General features: G+C 57.6%; 18 protein-coding genes and 4 pseudogenes. 16 read left to right on the forward strand and 6 right to left on the reverse strand.

Annotated elements, in window-relative coordinates; genetic code table 11:
* The first annotated feature begins 4 nt into the window (after positions 1 to 4).
* Positions 5 to 1,714: an IlvD/Edd family dehydratase gene (locus OSJ75_RS09915; protein ID WP_267227820.1), complete on the forward strand. Its 1,710-nt coding sequence runs from the start codon at positions 5 to 7 to the stop codon at positions 1,712 to 1,714.
* Here OSJ75_RS09915 and OSJ75_RS09920 read toward each other — a convergent pair.
* Positions 1,711 to 3,105, reverse strand: coding sequence for a PLP-dependent aminotransferase family protein (locus OSJ75_RS09920; RefSeq protein ID WP_267227821.1), 1,395 nt, complete (start codon positions 3,103 to 3,105; stop codon positions 1,711 to 1,713). The genes OSJ75_RS09915 and OSJ75_RS09920 overlap by 4 nt on opposite strands.
* A gap of 424 nt (positions 3,106 to 3,529) precedes the next feature.
* The gene (locus OSJ75_RS09925; RefSeq protein ID WP_267227822.1) at positions 3,530 to 4,441 is read right to left on the reverse strand and encodes a LysR family transcriptional regulator; all 912 of its coding nucleotides are present in this window, start codon (positions 4,439 to 4,441) and stop codon (positions 3,530 to 3,532) included.
* Positions 4,442 to 4,566: 125 nt separating this feature from the next.
* On the opposite strand from OSJ75_RS09925, the gene OSJ75_RS09930 reads away from it, so the two are divergent.
* Genes OSJ75_RS09930 through OSJ75_RS09940 form a run of 3 tightly spaced genes read left to right on the forward strand, consistent with a single transcriptional unit; the run spans position 4,567 to position 6,972 of the window.
* Positions 4,567 to 4,893 (forward strand): hypothetical protein, encoded by a 327-nt coding sequence (locus OSJ75_RS09930; protein WP_267227823.1) that lies wholly within the window; start codon positions 4,567 to 4,569, stop codon positions 4,891 to 4,893.
* Positions 4,894 to 4,940: 47 nt separating this feature from the next.
* Positions 4,941 to 6,416: an aldehyde dehydrogenase family protein gene (locus tag OSJ75_RS09935; protein ID WP_267227824.1), complete on the forward strand. Its 1,476-nt coding sequence runs from the start codon at positions 4,941 to 4,943 to the stop codon at positions 6,414 to 6,416.
* A gap of 40 nt (positions 6,417 to 6,456) precedes the next feature.
* A complete protein-coding gene (locus OSJ75_RS09940; RefSeq protein WP_267227825.1) occupies positions 6,457 to 6,972 on the forward strand; it encodes a nuclear transport factor 2 family protein in 516 nt (171 codons plus the stop codon).
* A 131-nt stretch (positions 6,973 to 7,103) separates the two neighbouring features.
* Here the strand turns inward: OSJ75_RS09940 and OSJ75_RS09945 are convergent, their stop codons facing one another.
* A complete protein-coding gene (locus OSJ75_RS09945) occupies positions 7,104 to 7,664 on the reverse strand; it encodes a TetR/AcrR family transcriptional regulator (RefSeq protein ID WP_267227826.1) in 561 nt (186 codons plus the stop codon).
* A gap of 133 nt (positions 7,665 to 7,797) precedes the next feature.
* Between OSJ75_RS09945 and OSJ75_RS09950 the strand changes: the two genes are divergently transcribed.
* From OSJ75_RS09950 to OSJ75_RS09985, 8 genes and pseudogenes are all read left to right on the forward strand, one after another.
* Positions 7,798 to 8,655 carry an alpha/beta fold hydrolase gene (locus tag OSJ75_RS09950; RefSeq protein WP_267227827.1) on the forward strand — a complete coding sequence of 286 codons (858 nt, stop codon included), beginning with the start codon at positions 7,798 to 7,800 and terminating at the stop codon, positions 8,653 to 8,655.
* A gap of 263 nt (positions 8,656 to 8,918) precedes the next feature.
* Complete coding sequence (locus tag OSJ75_RS09955; RefSeq protein ID WP_267227828.1) at positions 8,919 to 9,659, forward strand: SDR family NAD(P)-dependent oxidoreductase; 741 nt, start codon at positions 8,919 to 8,921, stop codon at positions 9,657 to 9,659.
* 127 nt (positions 9,660 to 9,786) lie between these two features.
* Positions 9,787 to 10,188: a RidA family protein gene (locus OSJ75_RS09960; protein WP_267227829.1), complete on the forward strand. Its 402-nt coding sequence runs from the start codon at positions 9,787 to 9,789 to the stop codon at positions 10,186 to 10,188.
* Positions 10,189 to 10,311: 123 nt separating this feature from the next.
* The gene (locus tag OSJ75_RS09965) at positions 10,312 to 10,656 is read left to right on the forward strand and encodes a hypothetical protein (protein ID WP_267227830.1); all 345 of its coding nucleotides are present in this window, start codon (positions 10,312 to 10,314) and stop codon (positions 10,654 to 10,656) included.
* Between the two features lie 570 nt (positions 10,657 to 11,226).
* Positions 11,227 to 11,502, forward strand: a pseudogene (locus OSJ75_RS09970) (GMC oxidoreductase); the annotation flags it as partial.
* A gap of 506 nt (positions 11,503 to 12,008) precedes the next feature.
* Entirely contained in the window at positions 12,009 to 12,908 is a 900-nt protein-coding gene (locus tag OSJ75_RS09975) for an Abi family protein (protein ID WP_267227831.1), read from the forward strand.
* 647 nt (positions 12,909 to 13,555) lie between these two features.
* The gene (locus OSJ75_RS09980) at positions 13,556 to 14,767 is read left to right on the forward strand and encodes an ABC-three component system protein (RefSeq protein ID WP_267227832.1); all 1,212 of its coding nucleotides are present in this window, start codon (positions 13,556 to 13,558) and stop codon (positions 14,765 to 14,767) included.
* A complete protein-coding gene (locus tag OSJ75_RS09985) occupies positions 14,764 to 15,186 on the forward strand; it encodes a three component ABC system middle component (RefSeq protein WP_267227833.1) in 423 nt (140 codons plus the stop codon). The genes OSJ75_RS09980 and OSJ75_RS09985 overlap by 4 nt, the downstream gene beginning before the upstream one ends.
* Here the strand turns inward: OSJ75_RS09985 and OSJ75_RS09990 are convergent.
* The 3 genes and pseudogenes from OSJ75_RS09990 to OSJ75_RS10000 all read right to left on the reverse strand — a co-directional run bounded on the left by OSJ75_RS09990 (position 15,164) and on the right by OSJ75_RS10000 (position 20,824).
* Positions 15,164 to 17,890 carry a hypothetical protein gene (locus OSJ75_RS09990; RefSeq protein WP_267227834.1) on the reverse strand — a complete coding sequence of 909 codons (2,727 nt, stop codon included), beginning with the start codon at positions 17,888 to 17,890 and terminating at the stop codon, positions 15,164 to 15,166. The genes OSJ75_RS09985 and OSJ75_RS09990 overlap by 23 nt on opposite strands.
* Positions 17,890 to 19,464 (reverse strand): N-6 DNA methylase, encoded by a 1,575-nt coding sequence (locus OSJ75_RS09995; RefSeq protein ID WP_267227836.1) that lies wholly within the window; start codon positions 19,462 to 19,464, stop codon positions 17,890 to 17,892. Before OSJ75_RS09995 ends, OSJ75_RS09990 begins: the two co-directional genes overlap by 1 nt.
* Positions 19,465 to 19,717: 253 nt before the next feature.
* Positions 19,718 to 20,824 (reverse strand): annotated as a pseudogene (locus OSJ75_RS10000) (RHE_PE00001 family protein).
* A 404-nt stretch (positions 20,825 to 21,228) separates the two neighbouring features.
* On the opposite strand from OSJ75_RS10000, the gene fic reads away from it, so the two are divergent.
* From fic to OSJ75_RS10015, 4 genes and pseudogenes are all read left to right on the forward strand, one after another.
* Positions 21,229 to 22,332 (forward strand): protein adenylyltransferase Fic, encoded by a 1,104-nt coding sequence (gene fic, locus OSJ75_RS10005; protein WP_267228045.1) that lies wholly within the window; start codon positions 21,229 to 21,231, stop codon positions 22,330 to 22,332.
* Positions 22,329 to 22,777, forward strand: a pseudogene (locus OSJ75_RS10010) (recombinase family protein); the annotation flags it as partial. The gene fic and the pseudogene OSJ75_RS10010, both read left to right, overlap by 4 nt.
* Positions 22,778 to 22,818: 41 nt before the next feature.
* The gene (locus OSJ75_RS22930; RefSeq protein WP_416362541.1) at positions 22,819 to 22,998 is read left to right on the forward strand and encodes a relaxase/mobilization nuclease domain-containing protein; all 180 of its coding nucleotides are present in this window, start codon (positions 22,819 to 22,821) and stop codon (positions 22,996 to 22,998) included.
* Positions 22,999 to 24,431: 1,433 nt separating this feature from the next.
* Positions 24,432 to 25,128: pseudogene (locus OSJ75_RS10015) on the forward strand (IS630 family transposase); the annotation flags it as partial.
* Positions 25,129 to 25,216: the final 88 nt, after the last annotated feature.

Below are 25,216 nucleotides of genomic sequence, written 5' to 3' on the forward strand. Positions count from 1 at the left end.
GAAAATGTCTGAAGAACCGAAAGGAATGAAGCGAGGCCTCGCGAATTACGGCGACGCGGGCTTCTCGCTCTTTCTGCGAAAAGCGTTCATCAAGGCCATGGGCTATTCGGACAGCGCGCTCGAACGGCCCATCATCGGGATCACCAACACGTTTTCCGGCTACAATGCCTGCCACCGCTCGGTGCCGGACTTGATCGAAGCAATCAAACGGGGTGTCATGCTCGCTGGCGGGCTCCCGATCGAGTTCCCGATCATTTCCATGCACGAGGCGTTCTCGCACCCGACGAGCATGTTCCTGCGGAACCTCATGGCGATGGATGCGGAAGAGATGATCCGGGCGCAACCGATGGATGCCGTGGTCCTGATCGGGGGATGCGACAAGACCGTACCTGCGCTTTTGATGGGAGCGGCAAGCGTCGATCTGCCAGCGATCCTGACTGTCACGGGACCGATGATCACCGGGAGCCACAAAGGCGAGCGGCTTGGAGCCTGTACCGACTGCCGGCGCTTCTGGGGCCAGCATCGCGCGGGCACGATCGACGAAACGGAGATCGAGGAGATCGGCAACAAGCTCGCGCCAGGCCCCGGCACCTGCATGGTGATGGGCACCGCAAGCACGATGGCGCTTGTCAGCGAGGCGATGGGAATGATGTTGCCGGGCGGGGCTGCCATACCCGCCGTGCACGCCGACAGGCTCCGCCACGCCGAAGCCACGGGTGAGAGGGCGGTTGCTCTTGCTTCTGAGAAACTCAGGCCTTCGCAGATCATGACCAAGAGCTCAATGACAAATGCGTTGCGAGTTCTACAGGCCGTGGGCGGTTCGACGAACGGCGTCGTCCACCTCGCCGCAATCGCAGGGCGTCTTGGGTTCGACCTAGATCTGGGAGAGCTCGACCGATTGGGGTCGGAGACCCCGGTACTCGTCGATCTGAAGCCATCGGGCCAGCACTACATGGAAGACCTGTTCAAGGTCGGCGGTCTGACCGCGGTTCTCCGGGAAATCGAAGGTCTGATCGACGGATCCTGCCTGACCGTGTCCGGTACAACGTTGAGCGAGAACATCGCGGCGCAACCCGAAGGATGGTCGAACGACGTGGTGCGCCCGGTTTCCAACCCCATCCATAAGGGCGGCGGGATACGGGTTCTGCGCGGGAACCTTGCGCCGAACGGAGCAATTATCAAACAAGCTGCGGCGACCCCCGCACTGCTCAACCATACGGGCAGGGCCGTTGTCTTCTCGTCGCTGCAAGACATGGCAGAGCGGCTCGACTCGCCGGACCTTGACGTCGAGGCGGAAGACATCCTGATCCTGCAAAACGCCGGACCAAAAGGTGCGCCCGGCATGCCCGAAGCCGGATACATTCCCATTCCGCGCAAACTGGCCGCAGCGGGCGTGAAAGACATGGTGCGCATGTCGGATGCTCGAATGAGCGGCACGGCGTTCGGTGCGATCGTCCTTCACATATCGCCGGAAGCCGCGGTCGGCGGGCCGCTGGCGCTGGTGCGGAACGGAGACCGGATTCGCCTGGATGTCGCTAATGGGGAACTGACACTTCTGGTCGAGAACAGCGTACTGGAAACCCGTCGTGCCGAATGGTCTCCTCCCGCGCACACGAGCGTGAGCCGGGGGTATGCTAAACTTTATTTCGACGAAGTCCTCCAGGCGGAAGACGGTTGTGACTTTAACTTTCTTCGGGCCAAACCCCGCCCCTAGCTCGACCACAGCGTCCGCGAAATAATTCCAAGTCCTGTCGCAATCTTCTCGGACGGGACTTGGGACACGCCCAGGCGCAGGTAGTTTCGCTTGGGGTCCTCACGGAAAAACCTTTCGCCGCTCTCGGTCAGAACACCCTGCCCTTCAAGCGTTGAGCACAGTGCATTGCAGTCGACGTCTTCTTCGAACCTGACCCAGAATGAGGCGGCTCCGTCGCAGTGCTTCATCACCGCGCTCGGAAAAAGTTCCCCGAATGATCGCTTGAAGACCCCCGCACGGATAGCGCTCGTCATTGCGACCTTGCGAATATACGAGTGGTAATATCCACGGTCGATGAACATCGCCAACGCGCGTTGAATGTTTCCGGGCGGGTGGCGGTGCACCAGGCGCCGTATCGACCGGAGCTCTCGGATAACCACGGGCGACGCGACGACGAACCCGATCCGCAGTCCTGGCGCGACAGATTTGGACAAACTCCCGATGTGAATGACCCGACCCTCCTCGTCTACGCTTTTCAGCGAAGGCTGGGTTTTGCCATATGTCAGGAGCTCCGTTTCGTACGTGTCTTCCACCAGGATCATGTCTCGTCTTTTGGCCAGAACAAGCAGCGCTTCTCGCCGTTCGGCCGACATGACCGCTGTGGTCGGGCAATGATGACCTGGCATCACGAAGGCGACATCGCACTGCTTCAGCTCCGCTGACAGGCACACCCCTTCGTCATCGATCGGCAGACTGATCTGGCGAGCTCCGGTAAGCGCAAGGATGTCGCGCGTGTCGGGAAGACCCGGGTCTTCATACCCGACCGTCACTCCGTCCTTGCTGAGAAGCTGTACGACGAGATAGCGGCCTTCCTGCCCGCCCAGGGTAACGAGGATCTCGTCAGGTTCGGCCCAGATGCCGTGGTTGGGCAAGACGTGCCTTCGAAGGCTCTCCACGAGTATCGCGTCGTCCTGGTCGAACGCGTCTCTGCCCCACTCAGCGATTTCCGAAACGCCTGTCGCGCTCCTTTCGCACTGCCGCCAGTGGTTCGTCGGAAACGTACTGGGATCGAATTGCCCATACTTGAAATTGTGTGTGATTAGGGGTTGGGTCTTGGTGGCAAGTTCAATTCGTGCCGGATCGACGAGACGAAGTCTCTGGCGCCAGTCAAACGTAGCCGACCTGGGTTCTCGGATGCGAGCACCTTCGGACCTACTGATTTCGGCGACGAACACGCCTGATCTGTCCTTGGCGACGAGATAACCCTGTTCGATAAGGGTGTTGATCGCGGCGATCGCGGTGTTGCGACCGATATTCAGCGATGCCGAAATGGCGCGGCTCGAAGGCAGCCGAACGCCCTCCGGTATCTGCCTGGAGTCGATCGCATCGATGAACGAGCTTACGAGCTGCATGACGAGGGAGCCGTTTTGACGGGCGGGCTTGCGAAGGACGTGTTCCCACACTGATAGGGGATCGTTCACTCTCGTGCTGGAATTATTCACGTATGACCTCAGGGAAAGACTGGTTCTAAATTCTATAGAAACTGGCTCTTACCCCATTGGCAAGCGGTATCTACTGATCAGTTCGACGGTGGCGTGCCCAACGGAGTCCTGCTGAGTCGAAAATCTTGTAGCCCTGAGACAGAGAGAGCCGACAACGACGCCAGGTCCGCCTTATTCCCGGCTGGTAGGCGGGAAAGTGGGTGCTTGAATGGATATGGACCTTCGGCGCCTGTGCTTCTGCTGTTAAGTGGCTTGAATTAAAGAGCATGTCCCATGAGACCGACCTAAACAGCAAACTGTCCCATAGCAGTGGGCAGAAATCTTGGGTGCCGCCTTAATAGAGCTTTTGGGAAACGCGCTCGGCCATGAAATCAATGAAGGCGCGTACTTTGGGCGCTCGTGCCGACATAGGGGGCCAGACGAGCGAAACGCTGCCACGTTCGTCCGTGTAATCTGCGAGGACGGCTTGGAGGCGTCCCGCCGCAATGTCATCGTTTACGAGATAGCTTGGCGCCTGAATAATCCCCAAGCCACCCAGTGCGGCGGATGCAAGCGCCTCGCCATCGTTCAAAACGGCAGAAGGCTTGATTGGCGTTAGTAGACGTGAATTCTTGAACGCCCAAACCTCTGGCCGACCGGTGGTTGGAAAACGATAAAAAACACAACTGTGATCATGGAGATCCGACGGACTTTGCGGGGTGCCGCGATGGGCAAGATATTCAGGTGAGGCGCACGTTATGAATGTGTGTGGTCCGATCCTTCGTGCGCGTAAGGTCGAGTCGTCTAGCTCACCAAGTCGCAGCACCACGTCATATCCACCGTTAATAATATCCACCTTCACATCGTCGAGGCTGATCTCGGTCGTCACCTCTGGGAAGCGGGTCTGAAAATCAAGTAGCGCCGGCATGATGATCTTGCGTCCTAAGACTGTGGGCACGCTCACCTTGAGGCGACCTCGGGGTGCCTCTTGGACCATATGAAGCTCTTGCTCGGCATCTTGCAGTTCTTTCAAGATGCGCGCGACGTATCGGTATAGAATTTCACCTTCGCCGGTCACGGCGAGCGACCTGGTCGTACGGTTTAATAACCGCACACCTAGACGCGCTTCAAGTCGCTCCACTGCCTTTCCCACGGCCGATGCGGATAGGCCAAGCTTCCTTCCCGCAGCTGCAAAACTTCCGGATTCCACAGCGACTGAAAACGCGACAAGGCCGCTGAGGGATTCTATTGAGACGATTGACGACATTATGTCCGGAATGATGCGACGAGTACCCCCATTCCGTCAACTGCTTCGATTCTCCAATATCAGAACAGCAAACGCCGGCACCGGCCCCGCCAGTGCGTCGAGCTAAGCTTTGGGAGGAAGTGCTCATGTCTCTCACTCATACGCGCGTCCCCATCGCTCATCATTCAACACGCGGGGTAACGGATCAAGCAAGCATGACAGGACTGCGGCAGGTAATATTCGAACGCTTGAAAGCGACCGTGATAGTTTGGCTCGCCGTCTACCCAAGCGTGCTTCTGATTATTTGGCTTGTGGGCGACTCCACGCAGGACTGGCCCATGCCACTGCGTGTATTGGCCGCAACGCTCATGATCGTGCCGATTGTCACCAACGTTAGCCAGCCCGCAGCCAGGACAATTATCGGCAAAATTGAACAGGTATTGGTGCAGTGGCAATCACGACACCGGGTCTGATTTCGTCCTTCTTGGACGCTCACTCAAATGTCGAAGGATCCAGAGATATGACGAACCCCGACAGCATAACGAGCCGCAAAGCCTTCAATTGGATCAATGGATCCCAGTGCCAAGAAGGTCAATTGAAACAGTCGGTCGACCCGGCGACTTATAACGTAATCGGCCACTACCCCGATCACGGCCTTGAGGCAGCGAAATTCGCGGTGGCAGCAGCCTCCAAAGCCTTTCGCGAAACCATGTGGGCGCATGATCATGAATTGCGCGCGCGTGTGCTCGATCAACTAGCCTGCTCCTTCGAACGCAATCGCGACAGACTACTCGAAATTCTGTCGTTGGAGAACGGCAAGGTAAAGGCTGAAGCTGCATTCGAGCTGGACATGGTTGCGAGCAAACTCCGCTACTCGGCAGCTACTGCCCTGGTTGACGGTGGACGGGCGTTGACACCAAAGCCCGGGAGCATCTCCCTGATCCTTCGGCAACCGATGGGAGTCGCGGCGGTCATTGCACCCTGGAACTCTCCGGTTATTTTGACGATCCGATCGCTTGCTCCCGCGCTTGCTGCTGGTTGCACCACGGTCATCAAACTCCCGGCACAAGTAGCACAGACGGCAAGCGTCATGGCCGAGATTATGGCGGAAGCAGAAGATCTCCCGAATGGCGTGATCAATCTCTTTTTCGAGGGCGGTCCTGAAGGCTCTGCCTATCTCGTGGACTCGCCGGAGGTTCCGGTCGTCAGTTTCACCGGATCTACCCGTACCGGCCGATCCATTAGCAGCGCCGGCGCGAGGTACCTCAAACGTTTCGGAATGGAGCTCGGCGGTAAGACGCCGATGATCGTCTTTGACGATGCAGACCTTGATGCCGCCTTGCCGGTGCTGGAAAAGGCGCTGACTGTCTTCAGCGGCCAGTTCTGCATGACGGGCTCCCGCTTGCTCGTGCAGGATGGAGAATACGAGGCCGTGCGCGACGGCTTGGCGGAGAGATTGCGCAACGTCAAGGTTGGGCCCGCCGCCGACCCCTCCAGCGATATGGGCCCGCTAATCGACCGCGCTAACGTTGCGCGGGTCGATGGTGTGGTCGAGGCCGCTATCACAGCCGGCGCAACGGTGGTCGAGCGTGGCGGCCCCATCAATGTGGGTCCTCTTGCAAACGGCGCTTTCTTTCGCCCGGCCCTTCTGGAAGTCTCCGACAACAGTCTTGCTATCGTACAGGAGGAGACTTTTGGTCCAGTGCTGACGATTCAGCGGTTCTCTGACGAGGCGGAAGCGATCCATCTTGCCAACGACAATGAGTACGGACTGTCGGCCAGCATCTGGACACGCGATGTAGATCGATCCTTGCGCGTCGCGCAGGCGCTCGAAGTCGGCTCAGTGTGGATAAACGACTGGGCGAAAGTTTACGACGGGACCGAGGAAGGCGGCTTTAAGCAGTCTGGTCTTGGCCGCTTGAACGGCCTTGCTGCGCTCGACGATTTCATCGAACACAAGCACATCGCGCTGAACCCGGGCTTAAAGCAACGCTGACACCTAAATTTCTTAATGACCCGCAACGAGGAGACCATCAATGTCCACCAATGCACACGTTCTTTCCCAGAAGCATTCCACAGTCGCGCCTGCGTCGACAAACTCACCTCTGGCAATCCTGCAGTCGATCTTGTCGAACCCGACTGACCTAGATTTCGTCAAACAATTCACGACGGACGATTTCATTTACGTTTCGCTGAACTATGAGCACCCGGAGCTGAAGAGGATCATGCCCTGGGCCGGTACCAACGAAGGTACCGAAGGGCTAGTTCAGACTTTTATCGATGTCGGCCGTTACTGGACGACAGACAACTTCGAAATCCAGGACAGTTTCGAAAATAAGGACGGCGCAGCGATCTTCGGCACGTTCACCTACACGTCAAATGTGTTGGGTAAAAAGGTGACGTCGCCTTTCTCGGTTCTGGCACGCGGTGAAAACGGCAAACTGTCTTATGTGCAGTTTATGGAAGATACTTTCGCAACGGTCCGCAGTTTCAGATATAGCGGCGAGTATTCCATCAAAGCGAACCCGGACGGGTCCGAAATTACCATCTGAGGAATATGGCCCTCGTACTCAAGGTGGCAGGTCGGAGTTTCCGAGCTGCGATGACTTCCGTGCCCGCCACCCCGTCACTCCACTTTGACGCGGTAGCGTTCCGGCCAATACCACTGATCAATAACTAGCCGTCAGACCAAGCTTTCGGTTTCGGCCGCCTTTTGGGCTTCTTCAATGGAAAGTCGAACTGCTCGCTTCATGGCATCCTTCTCGCCGAATATCGCAACAAAAGCTGTGGCACCTTCCAATCGGGCTAACGTGTCGGTTGCGATGTCTCGAGCCACATCAACAGGCATGACGCGGGACAGGATACTCGACAGATGATCGCGATGCGCTTGAAAAAATGCACGAACAGCCTGCTTGGCGATCGGGGTCTCGTCACTCGTGCCATAAGCGAGATGCAGGCCTACGCATCGCCCGTGATCAGTGAGAGTGGTCGCAATCAGTTCTATGACCTCAACGAATTCGGTCTCCCATTGCCTGGAGCCCAGGTCTTTTTGACCGAATGTTTCTTGCAAGGTGAGATCGAGTACCGCCGGAACGAGAGCTTCCTTATTGGAGAAGCGGACGTACAGCGATGATTTCTTCAGGCCCACGGCATCCGCGAGGTCGTTCATCGACGCGCCAGCATACCCTCTTGATCGGAACAACTCTCTGGCAGTCGATACGATCGTTTCTCTCATGACTTTCATACATCTTCTCCGAGCCAGGGTTCTCTACACTTGATACAGGAAATCTAAAGGGTTGACAACCGACCGTTCGGTCGTATTTTACCTCCATTCGCTACTGTTGGTTGGTTGAACCCTCTGAGAAAGAGTTTTAAAAATGGCCATAAGCTACAAAACGCAACAAGTTGGAGACGTGGAGGTTTTCTACAGGGAGGCTGGCTCTAAGGATGCGCCGGTCCTTCTTTTGCTCCACGGCTTTCCGTCATCCAGCCACATGTTCCGTGATCTGATCCCGCTGCTGGCGGATCGATACCGCGTCATCGCACCAGACCTTCCCGGGTTCGGTCGAACGAGTTCGCCTGCACGTGGAGAGTTCCCTTACACATTCGATAAACTCGCCGCTGTCATGACAGCCTTCACCGAGGCACTCGGCCTCAGCCGCTATGCACTTTACGTCTTTGACTACGGCGCACCGGTTGGGTTCAGGATGTCTGCGGCCAATCCGGACCGGATCTCCGCCATCATCAGCCAGAACGGCAACGCCTACATCGAAGGGTTCAGTGATGAATGGACGGCGTGGGACGCATATTGGCGTGACCCCTCCCCTCAAAACAGAGACGCATGTCGTGCATCTTTATCTCCTGAGGTGATCGAGAACTGGCAGTACCGCACCGGGACATCACGAGAGCGTCTTTCCCCCGATGGTTATCAACTTGATATCGCGTTCATGTCGCGGCCGGGTGCTGAAGACATTCAACTGGATCTAATCCTCGACTACAGGACAAACATTGACCAGTATCCGGAGTTTCAGGCGTATTTTCGCGATCACCAACCACCGTTCCTGGCGGTCTGGGGCAGACATGACCCAGCATTCATACCGGCGGGTGCCGAGGCCTATAAACGTGACCTCCCAGCCGCCGAAGTTCATCTGCTTGATACCGGCCATTTCGCCCTGGAAACACATGCGAATGAGATCGCTCAAATCGTCCGAAGCTTCCTGATCAGACATTTCTAAGCCCGATACGACGCTGTCGTCGTCGGGCTTGGCTCAAGTGGCCACTGAAAGCGGTCAATCGCGAAGCTTCACGGGGAAGACAGTACGGGTTCCGGCCTATTCCAAGTGTTCCTATTCAAGCAACGGAGTTTTGCACGTCTGGCACCTACACGACGCCAGCAATCCCCGTGAAATAGTATTCGCTGGTTCGGTCCGCGCCTTCGGCGTCTTTCGCAAATAACTTGAATCACATCAACTTACCTTTGGAAGAAAGGAACAGATACATGATCAATCTTGAAGGCAAACGGGCATTGGTAACCGGCGGGTCGCGAGGCATCGGCGCTGCGATCGCGTTGGCACTGGCGGAGAACGGCGCGGATGTCGCGTTCACCTACCAACGCTCTGCCGAAAAGGCTTCGAAGGTAACGGAAGCGATCGAAAAGATGGGGCGTCGCGTGGCTGCAATCCAGGCCGACAGTGCCGACCCCGAGGCAATTGCTAGCTCAGTAAGCGAGGCCGTCTCCGTTTTGGGTGGACTGGACATTCTCGTGAACAGCGCCGCGATTGGCCACAATGGCATGATCGCGGACCTTGATGTCTCAGCGTATCAGACCTTGATGGATGTCAATGTACGAGCTCCGGTCCTGTACGCGAAAGCCGTCATCCCGCATCTCGGCAAAGGCGGCCGCATCGTCACAATCGGCTCGGCTCTGGGTGAGCGGGTACCGTTTCCCGGCATAACGCCCTATGCAATGTCCAAGGCTGCACTAACATCTTTCACACGCGGTCTTTCGCGTGAACTTGGTCCGAGTGGTATCACCGTCAATCTCGTGCAACCCGGAGCTACCGATACGGAAAGCAACCCGGCGGACGGCCCGGCTGCAGACTTGCAGAAAAGCTTGACCTCCTTGGGACGCTACGGCGAACCGCGGGAGATTGCCAACGCTGTGGTATTTCTCGCAAGCCCGGCCGCGAGTGTCATCACGGGCGCTATTCTCACCGCAGACGGCGGTGCAATCGCCTGACTTGCGCGTGCAAGATTCTGATGGAGCGATGGTGCCCACCTTTTCGATCGCCCGGACTAACCGGCAACACGCCATTTCGGTGGGCGCCATCTCCATGCTTATACCTTCCTCACAACAGGAGACATCAATGGCAAAGCCTGAACTTTTCGTCACGCCCGGGTACGGGCAGAAATTCCATGAGCTTTTGCACTTTTCACAAGCGCTCAAGATTGGTGATCGCATCGAGATCTCCGGCCAGGGCGGATGGAACGATGAACTCGAAATTCCGGAGTCAATCGTGACCGAGATCGAGAGAGCATTTGAGAATGTCCGGCGAACCTTGGCCACGGCTGGCGCGGACTGGAAGGACGTCATCCATGTCAACTCTTATCACGTCGGAGGCTTTCCACCGATCGTGAACGAAACGATTGCCGGTCTTTTCCGTGAGTACATGCCCGATCGCGCTCCGATCTGGACGCAGACCGGTGTGGAAGCCCTTGGGCTCCCCGCCATGAGAATTGAGATCCGTGTCACTGCCATCCTGGAATGACTCTGGCGCCTGACGGCTGCATTACGATGCAAAGGCTAGTCGCGCTTAGCAACGACCGCCCCATGGCCAAAGCCTGTGACCGCTTTAATGCGATCAGAATCTCAGCCTCCCAAGGAGAATGTAATGAACACCTACAGTTGCCCCATTCCCACACCGCAGGAGCGCTCCTTCCTAGCCATCCAGCAAGCGGCCGAACAGACCATGCTTGAGAAGGTGTCGCGCGCCATCTCCGATGCGACAGCCGAAGTCACGAGGAACGTGCAAGACGCTGGTTTGGGATTTGAACCGAGCGGTGAAGGCTACTTCATGTTCGCGGTTCAGCAGGCAACATTCGTGCGCCTTTGCGGAGGCAATCCGGATACGCTGCGGGGAGGAAACCCGGAGGTTGGCGAACATGTCATTCGGAACTGTCGCCACATCATTGACACCTATTGGAAGAGCCACACAGCACAGACCACGGTGCCCTGAAAAGCACTCCCCTGTTCCAGGCAATCGGTCACAGCAATAACGAGGTCCATCATGAAATGGGAATACCTGACAGTCGACAAAACGCTCGATAATCATCAGATGAACGAACTCGGTGACGCTGGGTGGGAATTGGTTGCGGTCGTTTCCCCAGCGCATTTCGTCTTTCATAATTTCTTCAAACGGGAAGCTCCGCCGCTATAGCAACTATCAAAGGACTGAAGCATTTACAGGCGTCTTGCCTTTTAGCATCGCAAATGGCGCCCGGTAGCACAGGCGGGACGACCGCGATCTGACCCCGCAATCGCTGGGCAAATCCCTTATCGGTGGAATTCAGCAGATTGGGCTGAGTGCTGCAAATTGGGTCCATCGGTGGACGACAGTTTGTCCGTGCAGTCGGGGAAAGGAAGAACGATGAAGGCTGCCGCATATGGCAACCCTGGTGTTCCGGCCGTTCTTGAATATGTCGATATGCCGGATCCTGCCTGCGGGCCGGGCGCTGTGCTCATTGCCGACGAGGCTATTCCATTGAGGGAGGCGACCTCATTGGTGAATTGCACTGAGAGCTGACCAGCCTTCACCCGCTTCATGTTCCGGACATGGTTTCGCAAGACACTTGCATGGGCGCTGCTATCCACGAGACGGGCGGCGCGCGGATGGAAGAGACTCCGGAGGCATCCATCAGTGCTCAATCGCTACAACCAAGTTTGGGACGCGCCTAACTTCGCCGTTACCGACGCCAGCGCCTTCCGCGGCAGTGGAGTTGCCGGCACCACCCTCACCGTCATGGCCCTGACCCTTTTGCTCCTGCCGCGTCATCTCGTTGATGGAGAAGAGCATTCCCCTTAAAATGGCTCTAACGCAGATGAGCAACTGCCCGGTTAGCAAGGTATTTTCTGGCTTTTCACAACCACGTCTCCGACGTCGAGTACACTAGGTCTTGAAGGGATTCGAACCAAGAGCCATCAAGTTCGAATAAAATCCCATTGTAAAAGCTCGCTTTCCCGGCTCGCGCCCGCGCCTGTTGATTTCCGGCAGGCTGGCTCGAATGAGATCGCGAATATTGCCTTACCTGCTTCAGCACAGTGGTCCCAGAGGTCCGCTCGAGTCCAAACGTCTCCGGCCTGAACGAGCGCTGCGTCTGGAAATAAATTCTGATTCTGGATCAAGGGGTTGCCCTCAAAAGCCCGGAAACGGACGGATTTTTTGCCCTTCCCTTGTTGCATTCTTAACGAGATTGAGCCATATCCTACGTCAACAACACCCGCCACGCCTCGGACGGAACTTAGGTTTCGGAACTGCGCACCCCGGCGGGTTTTCCTTTTCTAGGACTTCGAATCTGCTTATGAAATGGCATGAAGTTCGAAAAGCCTTCCGTCTCCATCGCTGACCAAATTACGCTGCTTGAAGCGAGGGGAATGGCCGTTCCCGATCGCGCTCATACAGCTCATTGCCTCCAGCATATAAGCTACTACCGTCTGCGTGCCTACTGGCTTCCGTTTGAAGATGCGACGCCGCCAAATGGCGAACATCGATTCAAGAATGGAACCACGTTCGAAAATGTGTTGGACCTATACATCTTCGACAGACGGCTCCGATTGCTCGTGATGGATGCTATCGAAAGAATTGAAGTTTCTCTGCGAGGTAGTTGGGCGCATCATCTCGCAATGAAATATGGGCCACACGGCTACCTCGAGCCAGCGCTTTACAATCGCGCCGATCGTTACGCTCAAGCGTTCGCCAAACTGATTGAAGATCTCAACAGATCGAAAGACACTTTCATCGTTCATTACAGAAACAAATACGATGATCCGGAACATCCCCCTATATGGATGACGGCAGAGGTTGTTTCACTGGGTCAGCTCTCGATGTGGTACAGTAATTTGAAAAGCCGCGCCGACCGCCAAGCCATTGCGAAAACGTATGGACTTGACGAAACGGTTTTGGTTTCGCTTGCTCATCACCTTACTTACATACGCAACATCTGTGCACATCACGGCCGCCTTTGGAACAAACAGATCACTGTGAAGATGATCGTGCCAAAGTCGCCTGCCAGCCTGAAGTTGGCCATGAATCAGAATGTTCAAGGCCGTCTATATAATACGGTGGCGGTTCTCGGTTATCTAATGGGTATCGTAGCGCCCGGAAACCAATGGCGTCAGCATCTCTTAGAATTGATGAATTCCTGCTCACTCGCAGACGAAAATGCCATGGGCTTTCCCCAGAACTGGAAAAATCTTTCCGCATGGAATTAGATTTCGAAGAAGGTGAACGGATACGAACCCAGCGCCCTATATTGCGTGGCGCCTCCAGGTTCGCTTCTCACGTCATTTCCGAGACTTGCGAGAGCGTTGGACTCTTCTCTGATCCCCGGGCAGACTGGAGAGCTCGCGAAGCTTTGCACCTGCAGCCGCCAGTCTTGAAGATTTTCCGCGATCGCTCTGAGCCTGACCCTGTTCTCGCTTCTACCCACGATCGAAGTTACAGGCTGCTCCGAGCTATACGGCGTCCGGTCGGTCTGCGGGCTTCCAAGTCGGTCGGCGAACTATCGCTCGCATTAGCCGCCTCAGCGATTCTTTTTACGCAAGCGACCGCGTTTGCGCAGACAGCAGGAGGCCGGCGTAAAGCTGAACTTGACCATCATCGCTGCCAGCAGTTCAGTCTGGGCTCCGGTTCAAAGGACAAGTAAAACAGCCGTGCGGAGAGCGTAACAAGGCGGCCCCTCCTCTTTGATGAATCTTTTCGAGCGAAAAAATCTAACATTTGATCTTCGGAACGTGAAGTTGCATCTTGAGCATCGCAACCGAGGAACCTAGACAAGCTACGCCTGCGCAAATCATCGAATCACAAAGCATAACGCGCTCGCACAGCTGACTGCAGTTTCCGATCCAAGAGGCCGAAATTGGACAGTACGAATGCTCACAGCGCAGACGCCTCCGCCCTGGGGTTTCTTTTTCAGGCCCAGTACGCTCTCCTAAGGCTTTGGAACGAGACAAGCTTCGAAGCTGTCGTCTATCTCGAAACACTCGACGACGTCGTTCTCGAAGCTAATGGTCAAACGATCCTCGAACAGCTCAAACATTCCCTTTCGGCAAAGCCGGATGCCATAACCGTGGCTAGCGTCAACGTCTGGAAGACCTTGAAAGCCTGGATCGACGTGCTTCCCAGTCTGGATCTGCCCAAGACATTGCTGCATCTTGTCACGGTGGCGGATATCTCTCCAACCTCTCCCCTAAAGGTTCTTCTCGACGAGACTGAAGACCGAGACGACCTTCTGGCCGCTCTTCAGGATGAGGCCAGACGCGTCATCCGAGAAAGGGCGGAGGCTGACGCGAAGGGCGTCAAGCCGCTTCCGCATGCAAAGCGGGCGCCGGGTTGCGAAGCATTCCTGAAGCTCTCCGAAAACCTACAGGCCGAAATCCTTTCAAGAGTCCGGTTAAAGCCCGGCCAACAGAATATCCGGCACATCGAGGACGAGCTCGCGAAAAGGCTGACGTCCGTGCTCGCGAAGGATCAGTCCCATGTGGCGGCGCTGATGGTGGAATGGTGGAACCGCCAGATCATCCATGCGCACTGCGGAAAGCGCGACAAGGCTATCCACCGCTTCGAACTGGTGAAGCGACACATGGAGATCGTTGCCGACATCGAACACGACAACCTTGTGGACTATTTCGCTGCGGATCTTCCCCCCGACACCTACCGCTCGCATCACATGGTGGAGAACCAGATAAGGCTGGTGGGCGGCACCGAATCGTGGCTTCAGCGTGCCGTTACGAACGAATGGCGAGCTCGCGAATCCCGCTCGCGATGGTCCACCGAAAACCCATCCTGGCGGGAGAGGATCTCCAAGTACGACGACCGGCTTGCGGAGGAGTGGACTTACAAGCACGTTGACATGTGCGAAGAATGCGGCGGACAATCCGAGGAAGTAAAGAAGACGAAGGGACGCGAACTCCTTAAATGGAGCTTCTACGACGCGCCGGACAAAATCGAGTCCATTGCGTCGAGCGTCACCACGCCCAGCTATATCAGAGGCACGTACCATGTCCTTTCGATCGATGGACGGGTTGGCTGGCATCCTGACTATCTCGCACTGCTGGGATTCAAGAAATGAATATCGCATACGATCTCTTCGCGGAGACGAATCCCGCCTTCGGCACGTTTGGTCTCGTTGGGTTTTGCCGAAAATACGAGGCAGTTGCGGGAAGATCGCCTGAACTCGCCCTGGCGTACCTCGCCCTGCCCATCGCGCTGTCCGACGATCTGGAAACCTCCTTCGAGGAGACCGCCGCAACCACCGGCCTCCTGTCTTGGCTCAACCGATATCCCGACATCCGTCTGGATTTGGGCGCCCGGCTCGACGCCTCGAAGGACATCGTCTCCGCCGCGGTGCGGTTCGGGCTTGGTGCAAGAGCGCTGTCGCTCGGACCGGACGGGACGATCGGGCTCGGCGGCCGCAGACCGTCGACGGCACCAGTCGCCGATCTTCCCGAGAGCCCAAAGCGTGCGGTTAGAGACGCTGGAGCCGTTTGATTTCGGAGGCTCGCTGCGCTGTGTCTGCGAACGCAGCGGCCGCATGTGGATCGGTCAGGATGTTCCTGTAGGAATCGTGGAACGCCATCCCTGCGCGCATTCTGCTGTTGCGCTGCGCCTTCACTCCCAAGTGCCAGAAGCGGTTGGCGAGTCCCTCCCCGATGCCCAGAGCAGAGGTGAACTTGAGAAACATCGCGTGGTGTTGAGGCGCCTGCGTCACGACCTCGTGCAAAGGTGCCCGCAACTGCTTGTCCAGATGCACCCAATAGCGGACTCGCTGCATCTCGAGGTCCGCGTCACCGATCTTTCCGATCAAAGTTCTCATCTTGTCGCTGTCGCTCGGTCCGGGCAACTTGCGGAAGCGCCGGACAACGTCCTCGTGATACTCGCGGATCGCCTCGTGGGCGTTTGCTGTGATACTGAGCAACAGCCGAGCGCGATCAATAAAGTTCGCGCTGATCACGCAGAGTTCGTCGCCCTGCTTCAGGTCTTGCGCATCGACCTGCTTGAATGCCTCAAGTGATCGGGTCCGGTCATACTGTACCAACCCCGTCCCCGGCCGGGCGATCATTCTCTGCCCGCTCTCCATCGTCAGTTCGATAAGTTCGACGCCGCCGCGGCTAGCGGGACCGGCCAGATCGATCACCGTCTCCGAGGGGAACTGAAGCTCCGCCGGCAGCGGCGGCATCTCGGTTATTTTGATCTGATAGTTTCCGAGACTGCCCAACTCGTCCCCCGATGACTTCGCGTACTTCCTAAGCCGAGACGCTATTTCGTGCTCTTCAATCTCCCCGGCCAACCTGGCAGCATCTCGAGAAGAGAACTGTAGAGTGTCGCCGTCCGCGAGGACGAACACCTGGCTCGGGAGCCAAGGTCGGGCAAAGAACGTGAGCACCCCGTCGCGCGCCGGAGCAACGGCGAAAATCTTCTTGAACTTGTTGCGGTCGGACGTTGGCCGGGCCGTGATGTCGGTTAGACCGCCTGGACCCGAGAACACGATCATATCATTGTCGAGCCGTCCCTTGAGCTCCGGAATCCGCCTGGAAAGATCGGCCGTCGCAAACTCGGCGAGTGCCTGCGTCCGAAACATGAAGAGCGCCTTTGACGAGGCGTTCAGTATGCTGCGCACGATCGCTTCGAGGAGACTGGACATGGGCGTCGAGCGGGTAAGCCGCGCAATGATATCCTGGGCTTCCCGCAGGAGCGCCACGAGTTCGGAGCCACCGATCTGGCTCGCCGGGACGGAAGGATCACTCAGAAACTGAACGGCGCCGGCGATCGTATAGCTCGACATGAGGTCGGCTGCGGCCGCCTGGCCTTGCTCAGTACTTACAAAGTTGCTGAGCGAGGCGAGCGAGCCGGGAAGCGAGGCATTTCGACGAAGTTTGACGATGACGTCCTGTACAGCGGCGGTGCCCTGAGCGTCGTGCATGCGCTGCGCCTTGTGTGCAACCGTTCGCAATTTTTCGACCACCTTGGTGCCAGGGCCATTGAACCCTTTGACAGCAACGTCCTCGCAACCGGACCAGAGCGCGCTTTCCTCGTCGCCAGCAAGAATCGACGACGACATTGCCGTGATCATCTTCGACCTAGCCGGCGGCACCGGGCGGTTTCGCACGCGCACGTTTTCATTGAAAATTTCAAAGCGTGCCTTGTCAAACGTCCAGGGGTCTTCCGTCACCACCAGCACACCGGTCTTCGGGTGGGTCTTTCGGATTGCTTTGAACGTGGCGGCAGCCACACTCGTCCAATCTTCGCCGAGCCTGTTGCGTCCGGTCCGGGTTAGATCGACGATCACCAGATCGAGCCCGCTTCGAACTTTTCGTAGCGAAGCGGCCGGATCGTCGTCCTTCCTCAGCCCGTAGAGGAAATAGCTCGCCTTACTTCCATCGTCGGCATGGCCCTTGATCGTATTATGAACCTTGAGATCGGTCTTCGAACTCGTCCGCCACAGGAGCGTGCCCGAGGAATGCGCCTTGCCGTCGCAGGCGCCGTGAGGAAGTATCTCGTCCAAGGTAGGATGTTCGAACTCGGAATAGGTCCCTCCGTCGCGGGCTTTGCCAGTCAATGTTCGGACCCGGCTCAGCGTGTGGTGGTAGTCCTTTAGCGCGGAAGATTCGTCCTGCCCCACGGCCGAATGCCGTGAAAAGTGCGCCATATGGATGCGACAGAGGTAGTCCCGATCAATCTGCACATCTCTGGCGGCCTCATGCGTCGTGCGTGCGTAGGGATAGAGAAGAGCCCTGAAACCGTTGGGGCGTTCGAAAGACTGGTGCGAAACGCCGCCGACCTTGATTGACCGCGGCGGGGCTACGGCGACGTCTGCGAGCGCCAGCAGCGATGCCAACGCCGAAAGGCAGATGTCGCGCGCGGGCCACGTCATCACCACCACGGCCTCGCCGCTGTTCATCGCGCCGAGAGCCTCGCGAAGGAGCTTGGTGTAGACGTCCGCCAGAGGGCGCGTGTCCGCTCCGATCGGCTTCAGCGGGATCTCCGACAGCGCAGATAGCCAAGTGTTTGCGTTTCGCACGGCTTCCTGTTCCGGGGCGGGAGCCTCGGTTGCCGATATGGTCCCTGTCGCCAACCTCGCCTTTTGGGCTGCCACCAGTTCTGAACGTCGCTTGAGCTGATCCTGCTGCTGTTTCCGTCGGTCCGAAAGTTCGGTGCCTGGCGCATTTCGGAAATTCGGTCCCGGCCCAGCCATCAGGAAGCCTCCGCCAATCTGTTACCGCCGCCCATCGCGTAGGCAATCAACGCGGCCTTCTCCGGATCCTTTGTCTTGCGGAGAGCCTTGCGAAAGACTTTCGGCGGCGGCAGGTCTAGCTGCCGCAAAAGCTGGACGGAAACTGTCGCTGTGCCGGACACCGCGCGGTAGCGCTCATCGACGGCTCTGGTGTTCAGCAGTTTCGCCAGCAGCGCGACCTCGTCGGCATCGGGACCGTAGACGACGATCGTATGGTTTTCCGAGACGAAGCCCTTCCACGGTGCAACCGAATCCTTGTCGACGATCGCGGCAAGGATTCGTCTTGGTTGACTATTGTTGGAGGTGCGCTGGAGGATAATGGCCGGCGTGGATACGATCGCCTGACTGCCCTCGGGAACGCGCACGAAATCGACGCCGTCACCGGTGCGGTTAACCGGAACGCACGGCCGTCCGGGCCGAACGTTCTTTGCCCAGACCAATGGGAACGCGTTGGTCTCTTCTCCCTTGCAAAACTTGTCCTGCTCCCGGTTCCAAACGAAGTAGCCGGCCTTCGCGACGACGCCGTAGTCTGCGATCGTCGCCCCGCCGCGCTCGCGGTTTGAATCGGACGGTGCTAGCCAAGGCGATGAAATGTCATCCGAAAGCACTCCCGTCGGAACAGGCCGCGTAATGCCCTTCGCCGTGAACTCCGGGAAATTCACCGGTAAGATCGTGCGATGAATGGCGCCTTTCCGCACGAGCAGGACGCTGATATCCTGCTGAACGTCGGCGAAGACGTCCTCGCGATTGGTTACCGTCCCGAGTGCCAAAATCTGGCCCTGGCTGGCTATAAACGATCGCATCTTGTCATAGAACGGCCCGCCCCTGAAACTCGACGGAACGACCAGGGCGACCAACCCGCCTAGTTTAGCCACGCGCAGGCAAAGCTCCGTAAACACGGCGTATCTATTGATATGTCCCGAGTGCGCGACCTTCCTCCAATGATCGTCTTTCAGGGCGGCCGGTGTGATTCTGCCATAGGGTGGGTTCGCTATTACTAGATTGTAAGAAGCGTGCGTGGTGGTATGAAGGCTGTCGTGGGTCTCTACAATACGTCGTCCACGGAACCCGCCGAGCTGCTCGGAGATAAGGTGTTCAGATATCTCGGCAAGGCAACGGTCAATCTCGACGCCGTTGAGCCGGTAGGCGATGTCGAGCGGCTTTGCACCGGCGTCTCGCATTCGCGCAGCAATGATGGAAAGGAAGGCCGCTCCACCCGCAGCGGGGTCGAGCACGTCGTGTCGTCTGAGGTCGAATCCATGTTCTACCGCAAGATCGATGACGGCTTCTGCAAGGTACGGCGGCGTGAAATATGCAGCCTGGGCCCGACGGGCTTCCTGCGTCATCATCAGAGTATAGAGAGTTCCAATCCAATAGTTGCGCTCGTTGACCGGAAGGGCGGCGAGCCTGTTCCTCAGCAATGCGACCGGCGCCGCGTCATAGGGTGCCAGATCCATGCACACCGCCCCGAAGTCCGAACCATCAGGAAGCCGTTTCAAAAGCGCGCGCGCGGCCAAACGGGTCACCGTCAGCATCGATAGTTCGCTTAGCCCCCTGCCACTCAAGTCCTCAACCTCAGTCCCCCAAAGACAAAGATACCGTGCCAGCGTGCAGCCCGAGACTCAACCAGCGATTTTGAATTACTCTTGCAGAGTCTCGCCGCATATGCACGTTGAATCATGCTATATTGTCGCATGCCGAGCGGAATCACGGCTGGGTTTGGTGGCGAACTAAAGATATATTGCAAAAGCCAAACCTTGGGCTTCTTACAAGGTGAACGCAGACGTTCTACATGACTCCCCAAGCGCGAAACCTCCCCCGCCCCGTCATCTCCCTCAAGCCGAGCTCCTCGACGATCCGGAGCGCCGCCCGCGGCGTCACCTTCAGCGTCTCGGCGACCATGCCGGCCGAGACCAGTGGTCGGGACATCACCAGCTCGACCAGCGCTGGCAGTTTTGACGACGCCCGCCGTCCTGCCAGCTTCCGCTCCATCATGGAGTTCGCCAGCGCCAGCCGGTCGTGCTCCTTGGGGCCGACCTCGGCAGCCGCGATGATCCCATTGACGATTACCATCAGCCGGGCGTCCCGAGCGCGATGCCGGCGCCGATCGACGGGAATGGTTTTCAGGCCGAGATTGATCGCGGGGAGATGCGCCGCCGTTGTCAGTCCTGCCTGCCGCAGCGTTTCGGCGGCGAGCAGCCGGCCGAGCCACGGCGCGTGCTGCAGGACCTGCAGATCGTTCCAGGCATCGAGGGCGATGATCGCCTGCAATACAGCTGGCAGGCCTTCGATCTCGCTCAGCACGACCCACCACTCGTCGAGCCGCTCGTCCTCGTCCCAGTCCAGATCATAGACAAGCGGATCCTTTTCGCGAGCGCGACCGCGGCCGGGCGCCTTCGCTTTTTCGATGGCGGCATCCGATCGGGCCAGCACCGCATCGATGGCGGCAAGCTCGGCGTCGAAAGGGCTGGTGACGTCAGAACCCTCCTCCCCCTCCCCTTCCGGCACGGCAGTGTCATCAGACTCTGCGCCGATCACCCTGCGACGCCATCGCCATCAAATGACGGTGCAGGCGCGCCGCCGACGATGTCGTGGCCACGGAAGGCGCGAAGACCCGCCAGGCTCAGCGCCCAGCCCATCGGCTGGGCAGCGGATACGCCGGCGGCTGCGCAGCACGTCGCGGGCAATCGTCAGCTCATGGGTCGGGGCGCGGACGTCGTGGCCGGCGTCGTGCCGCACCAGGTCTTCGAGGTGGACGAGTTCGCCGTCGATCCACAGCGAGGCGCAGGCATCGCCGAAGTGCATGCGCTCGATCCAGCCCCGACCGACCGGCGAGCGGGCGATGCGCTCGTTAAGACGGGTCGGGGCGATGCCGGCAATGAAAGCCGGCTCCATCAGGGTTGAGACGGGTGGTCGATACGTAACCCCTTGATATTATGGTTAATAGTCCGCTTTTTAGAAACTATCTTCTCCTTCGCTTCTGTTGAGTGGACTTCTGCCTGGAGGTGTTATCGCTGGCGATAAGTACTTCTTATCGAACTGAACAAAGGCCTCTGACAATGAGCTATTTTACGCATGAAAGCCCTATTTGCGGGCATTTCAATCAAGCCTGACGCCTGAGAAATCGCGCTAGAGACGTTTACAAACGACCATTTAGCCTTGTCTTCTGGATTTGGAAAACCTGCTTGCAGGCTCAGCGATATGTCGATAGAATCAATTTTCATCGACACAAGCCCCTGACGTGTCGGTACTATCGACATATCGAAGATGACATGTCGATAGAATGAGGATTGATCGACATGACGTTCCGCCCTGATCGCCCCTATAATGATCTCCCGTCCCTGCCGCCGCGCGAGGAGGTCGAAACGAAAGCCATACTCAAGGCATGTATCACAGCAAGGGCGTCGCTGGCCGAACTCCGCGTCTCAGGGCACCTGATACCCAACCAGTCGATCCTCATCAACTCGATCCCGCTACTTGAGGCGCAAGCGAGTTCTGAAATCGAGAACATTGTCACCACCACGGATCGACTGTTCCGCTTCGCCAACGAGTCTGGTGATCAAGCCGATCCTGCTACGAAAGAAGCGCTGCGCTATCGCACAGCTCTCAGCGAAGGATTCCAGTCGCTCAAAGAGCGCCCGGTATCAACATCCACAGCCGTCGCCGTCTGCCGCAGGATCAAAGGTGTTGATCTCGACGTTCGCTCAACGCCCGGCACGGCACTGATGAACGAGGCTACCGGCACGGTCATCTACACTCCGCCGGAAGGACAGGATTTGCTCCGAGGTAAGCTTGCCAACTGGGAACGCTACATTCACGAAGCGGAAGAAATCGATCCGCTGGTTCGCCTGGCTGTAATGCACTACCAGTTTGAGGCTATCCATCCCTTTATCGATGGAAATGGCCGTACGGGCCGCGTCCTCAACCTTCTCTATCTGGTAGACAAAGGCCTGCTGGACATCCCCGTCCTCTACCTCAGCCGATATATCATCGGCAACAAGCGCGCCTATTATGATCGGCTTCTCGCTGTCACCACCCAAGGCTCCTGGGAGGAGTGGATTCTCTACATGCTCGAAGCTGTACGTGAGACTGCAGATTGGTCGACCGCACGTATTCGCGCCATTCGCGATCTCCTCAATCAGACCGCTGAACGCATTCGCCGCGATCTCCCGAAGCTCTACACACGAGAGCTGGCCGAAGTGATTTTCGTCAACCCCTACTGCCGGATCAGCGACCTTGTGCAAGCCGGCATTGCAAAACGTCAGGCGGCCTCTGTCTATCTGAAGGCACTCACTGATAACGGCTTACTTGAGGAAGTGAAAGCGGGACGCGAGAACCTCTACATCAATCCAGCCCTGCTCACGCTTCTAAACGACCGGCGCAATGCTCAGGCCGATCGATGACCCGGGCGATCAAAACTCCCCGCCTGATCGGCTACGCCCGCGTTTCCACCGACGAGCAGACGACACACGCGCAGGAAATCGAATTGCGCTCGGTCGGCTGCGACTTCATCGTGGAGGAACATGGTTCCGGCGCTTCCCGCAACCGACCGGCCCTTGCCAAACTCGTCCGCGAGATCAGCGCCGGGGATACCCTTGTTGTTGTGCGCCTTGATCGCCTAGCGCGTTCGGTCAGCCACCTGCTTGAAGTCATCGAGGATCTCACCGCCAGGGCGCACATTTCCGATCGCTGCGGGATCCGATCGATACATCGACGCCGCAGGGCATGTTTTCCCTGCAAGTCCTCGGCGCCGTAGCCCAGCTTGAACGTGCGCTGATCTCCGAACGCACAAAAGCTGGAATCAGCGCAGCGAAGGCGAAAGGAAAGAAGCCGGGCAATCCTGGCATTGGTGGTTTTGTTGCGAAGAGAGGCCGCTCTTTGACCGTCGGTTGTTCCGCATTGCGGGGCCTGCGGCGCAGGCTGTTATTGTCGAGCATACTGATCGGCTGCATCCGCATATCCATGTGATCGTCAACCGGGTGCACCCAACGGAGGTGCGCGCTGTCCACACCAGCCAGGACCAGTACAGACTGTCCCGGTGGGCAGAAGCTTACGAGAGCTCGCGCTGACGGATCTTTTGCGAGCAACGGGTGGAGAACAACCGCGTCCGTGACCATGGGCTGCGGGCCAAAGATACGAATTCGAAATCATCGCAGGACCATGCAGCGGAAAAACAAGCTGTGGCGCGGGAGATACTTGTCGCCTGGCGCGATCAGCAAGATCGCTTGTGACGCGAGTCTCATCGGGATGAGCGGGTCGATCTCAATGCAAGTCAAACGCGTGAGCGCGACGCACTGACACGTCGAACGAAAGAGCGGGTTGCAAAGGCGCGGGAAACCACAAAGGGCGAATTTAAGCCGCAATGGCGAAAGATCTTTGAGGACGAGCGTTCGACGATCACCCAGGTGAAAAAGAACCGCAATGGTATTTTTGAACGCGCCTGTCATGCCTTCGTGCATTCGCGCGAATGCTTGGCTTCGGCCAGCGTCTAAGCAAGCTGGAGATCGTGGGGTTTGCCCTGTCTGAAAGGGCTCTGGTCGAACGCTATGAAGAGATTTACCGTGAGCGCAGGGTTGCTTTGGCCGGCCAACAACAGGAGCGTGTCAAAACGTTGGTGAAATCGATCTGGCAAGAGCATCATGACAAGCTCAAACCAATGCGCGAACGACACAAACGCGAGAGCGATGATCTCACAAGGGCAATTAGGGGTGAATGGGCTCGTCTGAAGCAAATTCGCAAGGCTGACGGCGACCTGCCGCTGTTTGAGGCCGCCCAGATCCGGCAAAAAAAGGCGGATGCGGAAGCTGAGCGGCGCCGGGCCGCGCCATTGTTGACACGGGTCTGGCTGGATTTTCGTGAGAAGCTGAAGGCAAGCCGCGACGCGAAGGCGGGGAAGACAGCGCAACGCCCGGAACCCGAACCCAGTCGGGACATGCTGCGCGGCAAGTCGCAGGCAGGCATCTTTGACAAGATGAAGTTTCCCAAGGGTCCAGCATCCTCCCAATTGCCTCAGGCTCGAAACGAGGGGGCGGATCGGGATCGGCCGGGTCCAGCAAATCGATCTGATCCAACTCGGGCTGCGTTCGATCGGGCGCTGGACCAATATGCCGAAGCTTATTGTGACGCCGAGCGTTTGAAACGAAAAGGGTTGCCGGTTCTCGACAGCCAGCAGACGCGCCTGAGCAATGCGCGCTCGACGATGAACCGTCTGGCGCCGGGAGATTCCAACCTTTTGCGTGCAGGGCTTGCACGAAACCCCGGCATTGTCGATGAGCTGTTGACCAGCGATGCTGGCGAACGGGCGGCGCTGCTTCGGGATACGATCCGGATGGAGAATGAACGACGTAAACGCCTGGATAAAAGAGCCCAAGATTTCGTAGCTCGCTGGCGGGGGTTGGGTGAGCAGCGGCGCGAACTGGCCAGCGAGGATCCCACATCCAAAAGCGCTGACATCGACAACAAGCTTCTAGGGGTGGTCAATGCGCTACGCAAGGATGACGATCTGAAGGCCGAGTTGGCAGCGCAGGGCATCATCGTCTCCCATAATACGATTTGGGAGTTCATCCGCAGCGAGGGGCTGCGCTTCAAAAAAAACGTTGTTCGCTCTTGAACAGGCCCGTGCCGATGTCGCCCGCAGGCGAGAGCGATGGAAAACCTTGCAACACCATCTAAATCCCGAACGCCTCGTCTTCATCGACGAGACCTGGATCAAGACCAACATGACACCCATCAGGGGCTGGGGACCAAAAGGCCGGCGTTTGCGGGCGTTTGCGCCACACGGCCACTGGCGCACTCTGACATTCCTCGGTGCATTGAGGAACGATCGGCTAACAGCGCCTTGTGTCTTCGACGGCCCGATCAACGGCCTGTGCTTTCGTGCCTATGTCGAGCAGCAGTTGATTCCCGTCCTCGAGCCAGGCGACATCGTCATCATGGATAATCTCGGCAGTCACAAGTCGGCCGCCATCCGTCAGATGATCAAAGCCGCCGGTGCACGGCTCTGGTTCCTGCCACCTTACTCGCCGGACCTCAATCCGATCGAGCAGGCATTTTCGAAGATCAAACACTGGATGCGACACGTACAAAAGCGAACCATCGACGACACATGGAAGCACATCGGCAGCATGGTCGAAACAATCCAACCCGGCGAATGCGCCAATTATCTCACAAATGCGGGATATGCTTCTAACAAAACATGAAATGCTCTAGCGCCTGTTATCTGGCCCTTCATATCCTGCTGTCCGCATTAAGCAAAGAAAGCAAAAAGGCTTAGGATACCGACGTTCT

Source organism: Phyllobacterium sp. 0TCS1.6A (assembly GCF_026420825.1).
Classification (GTDB): domain Bacteria; phylum Pseudomonadota; class Alphaproteobacteria; order Rhizobiales; family Rhizobiaceae; genus Phyllobacterium.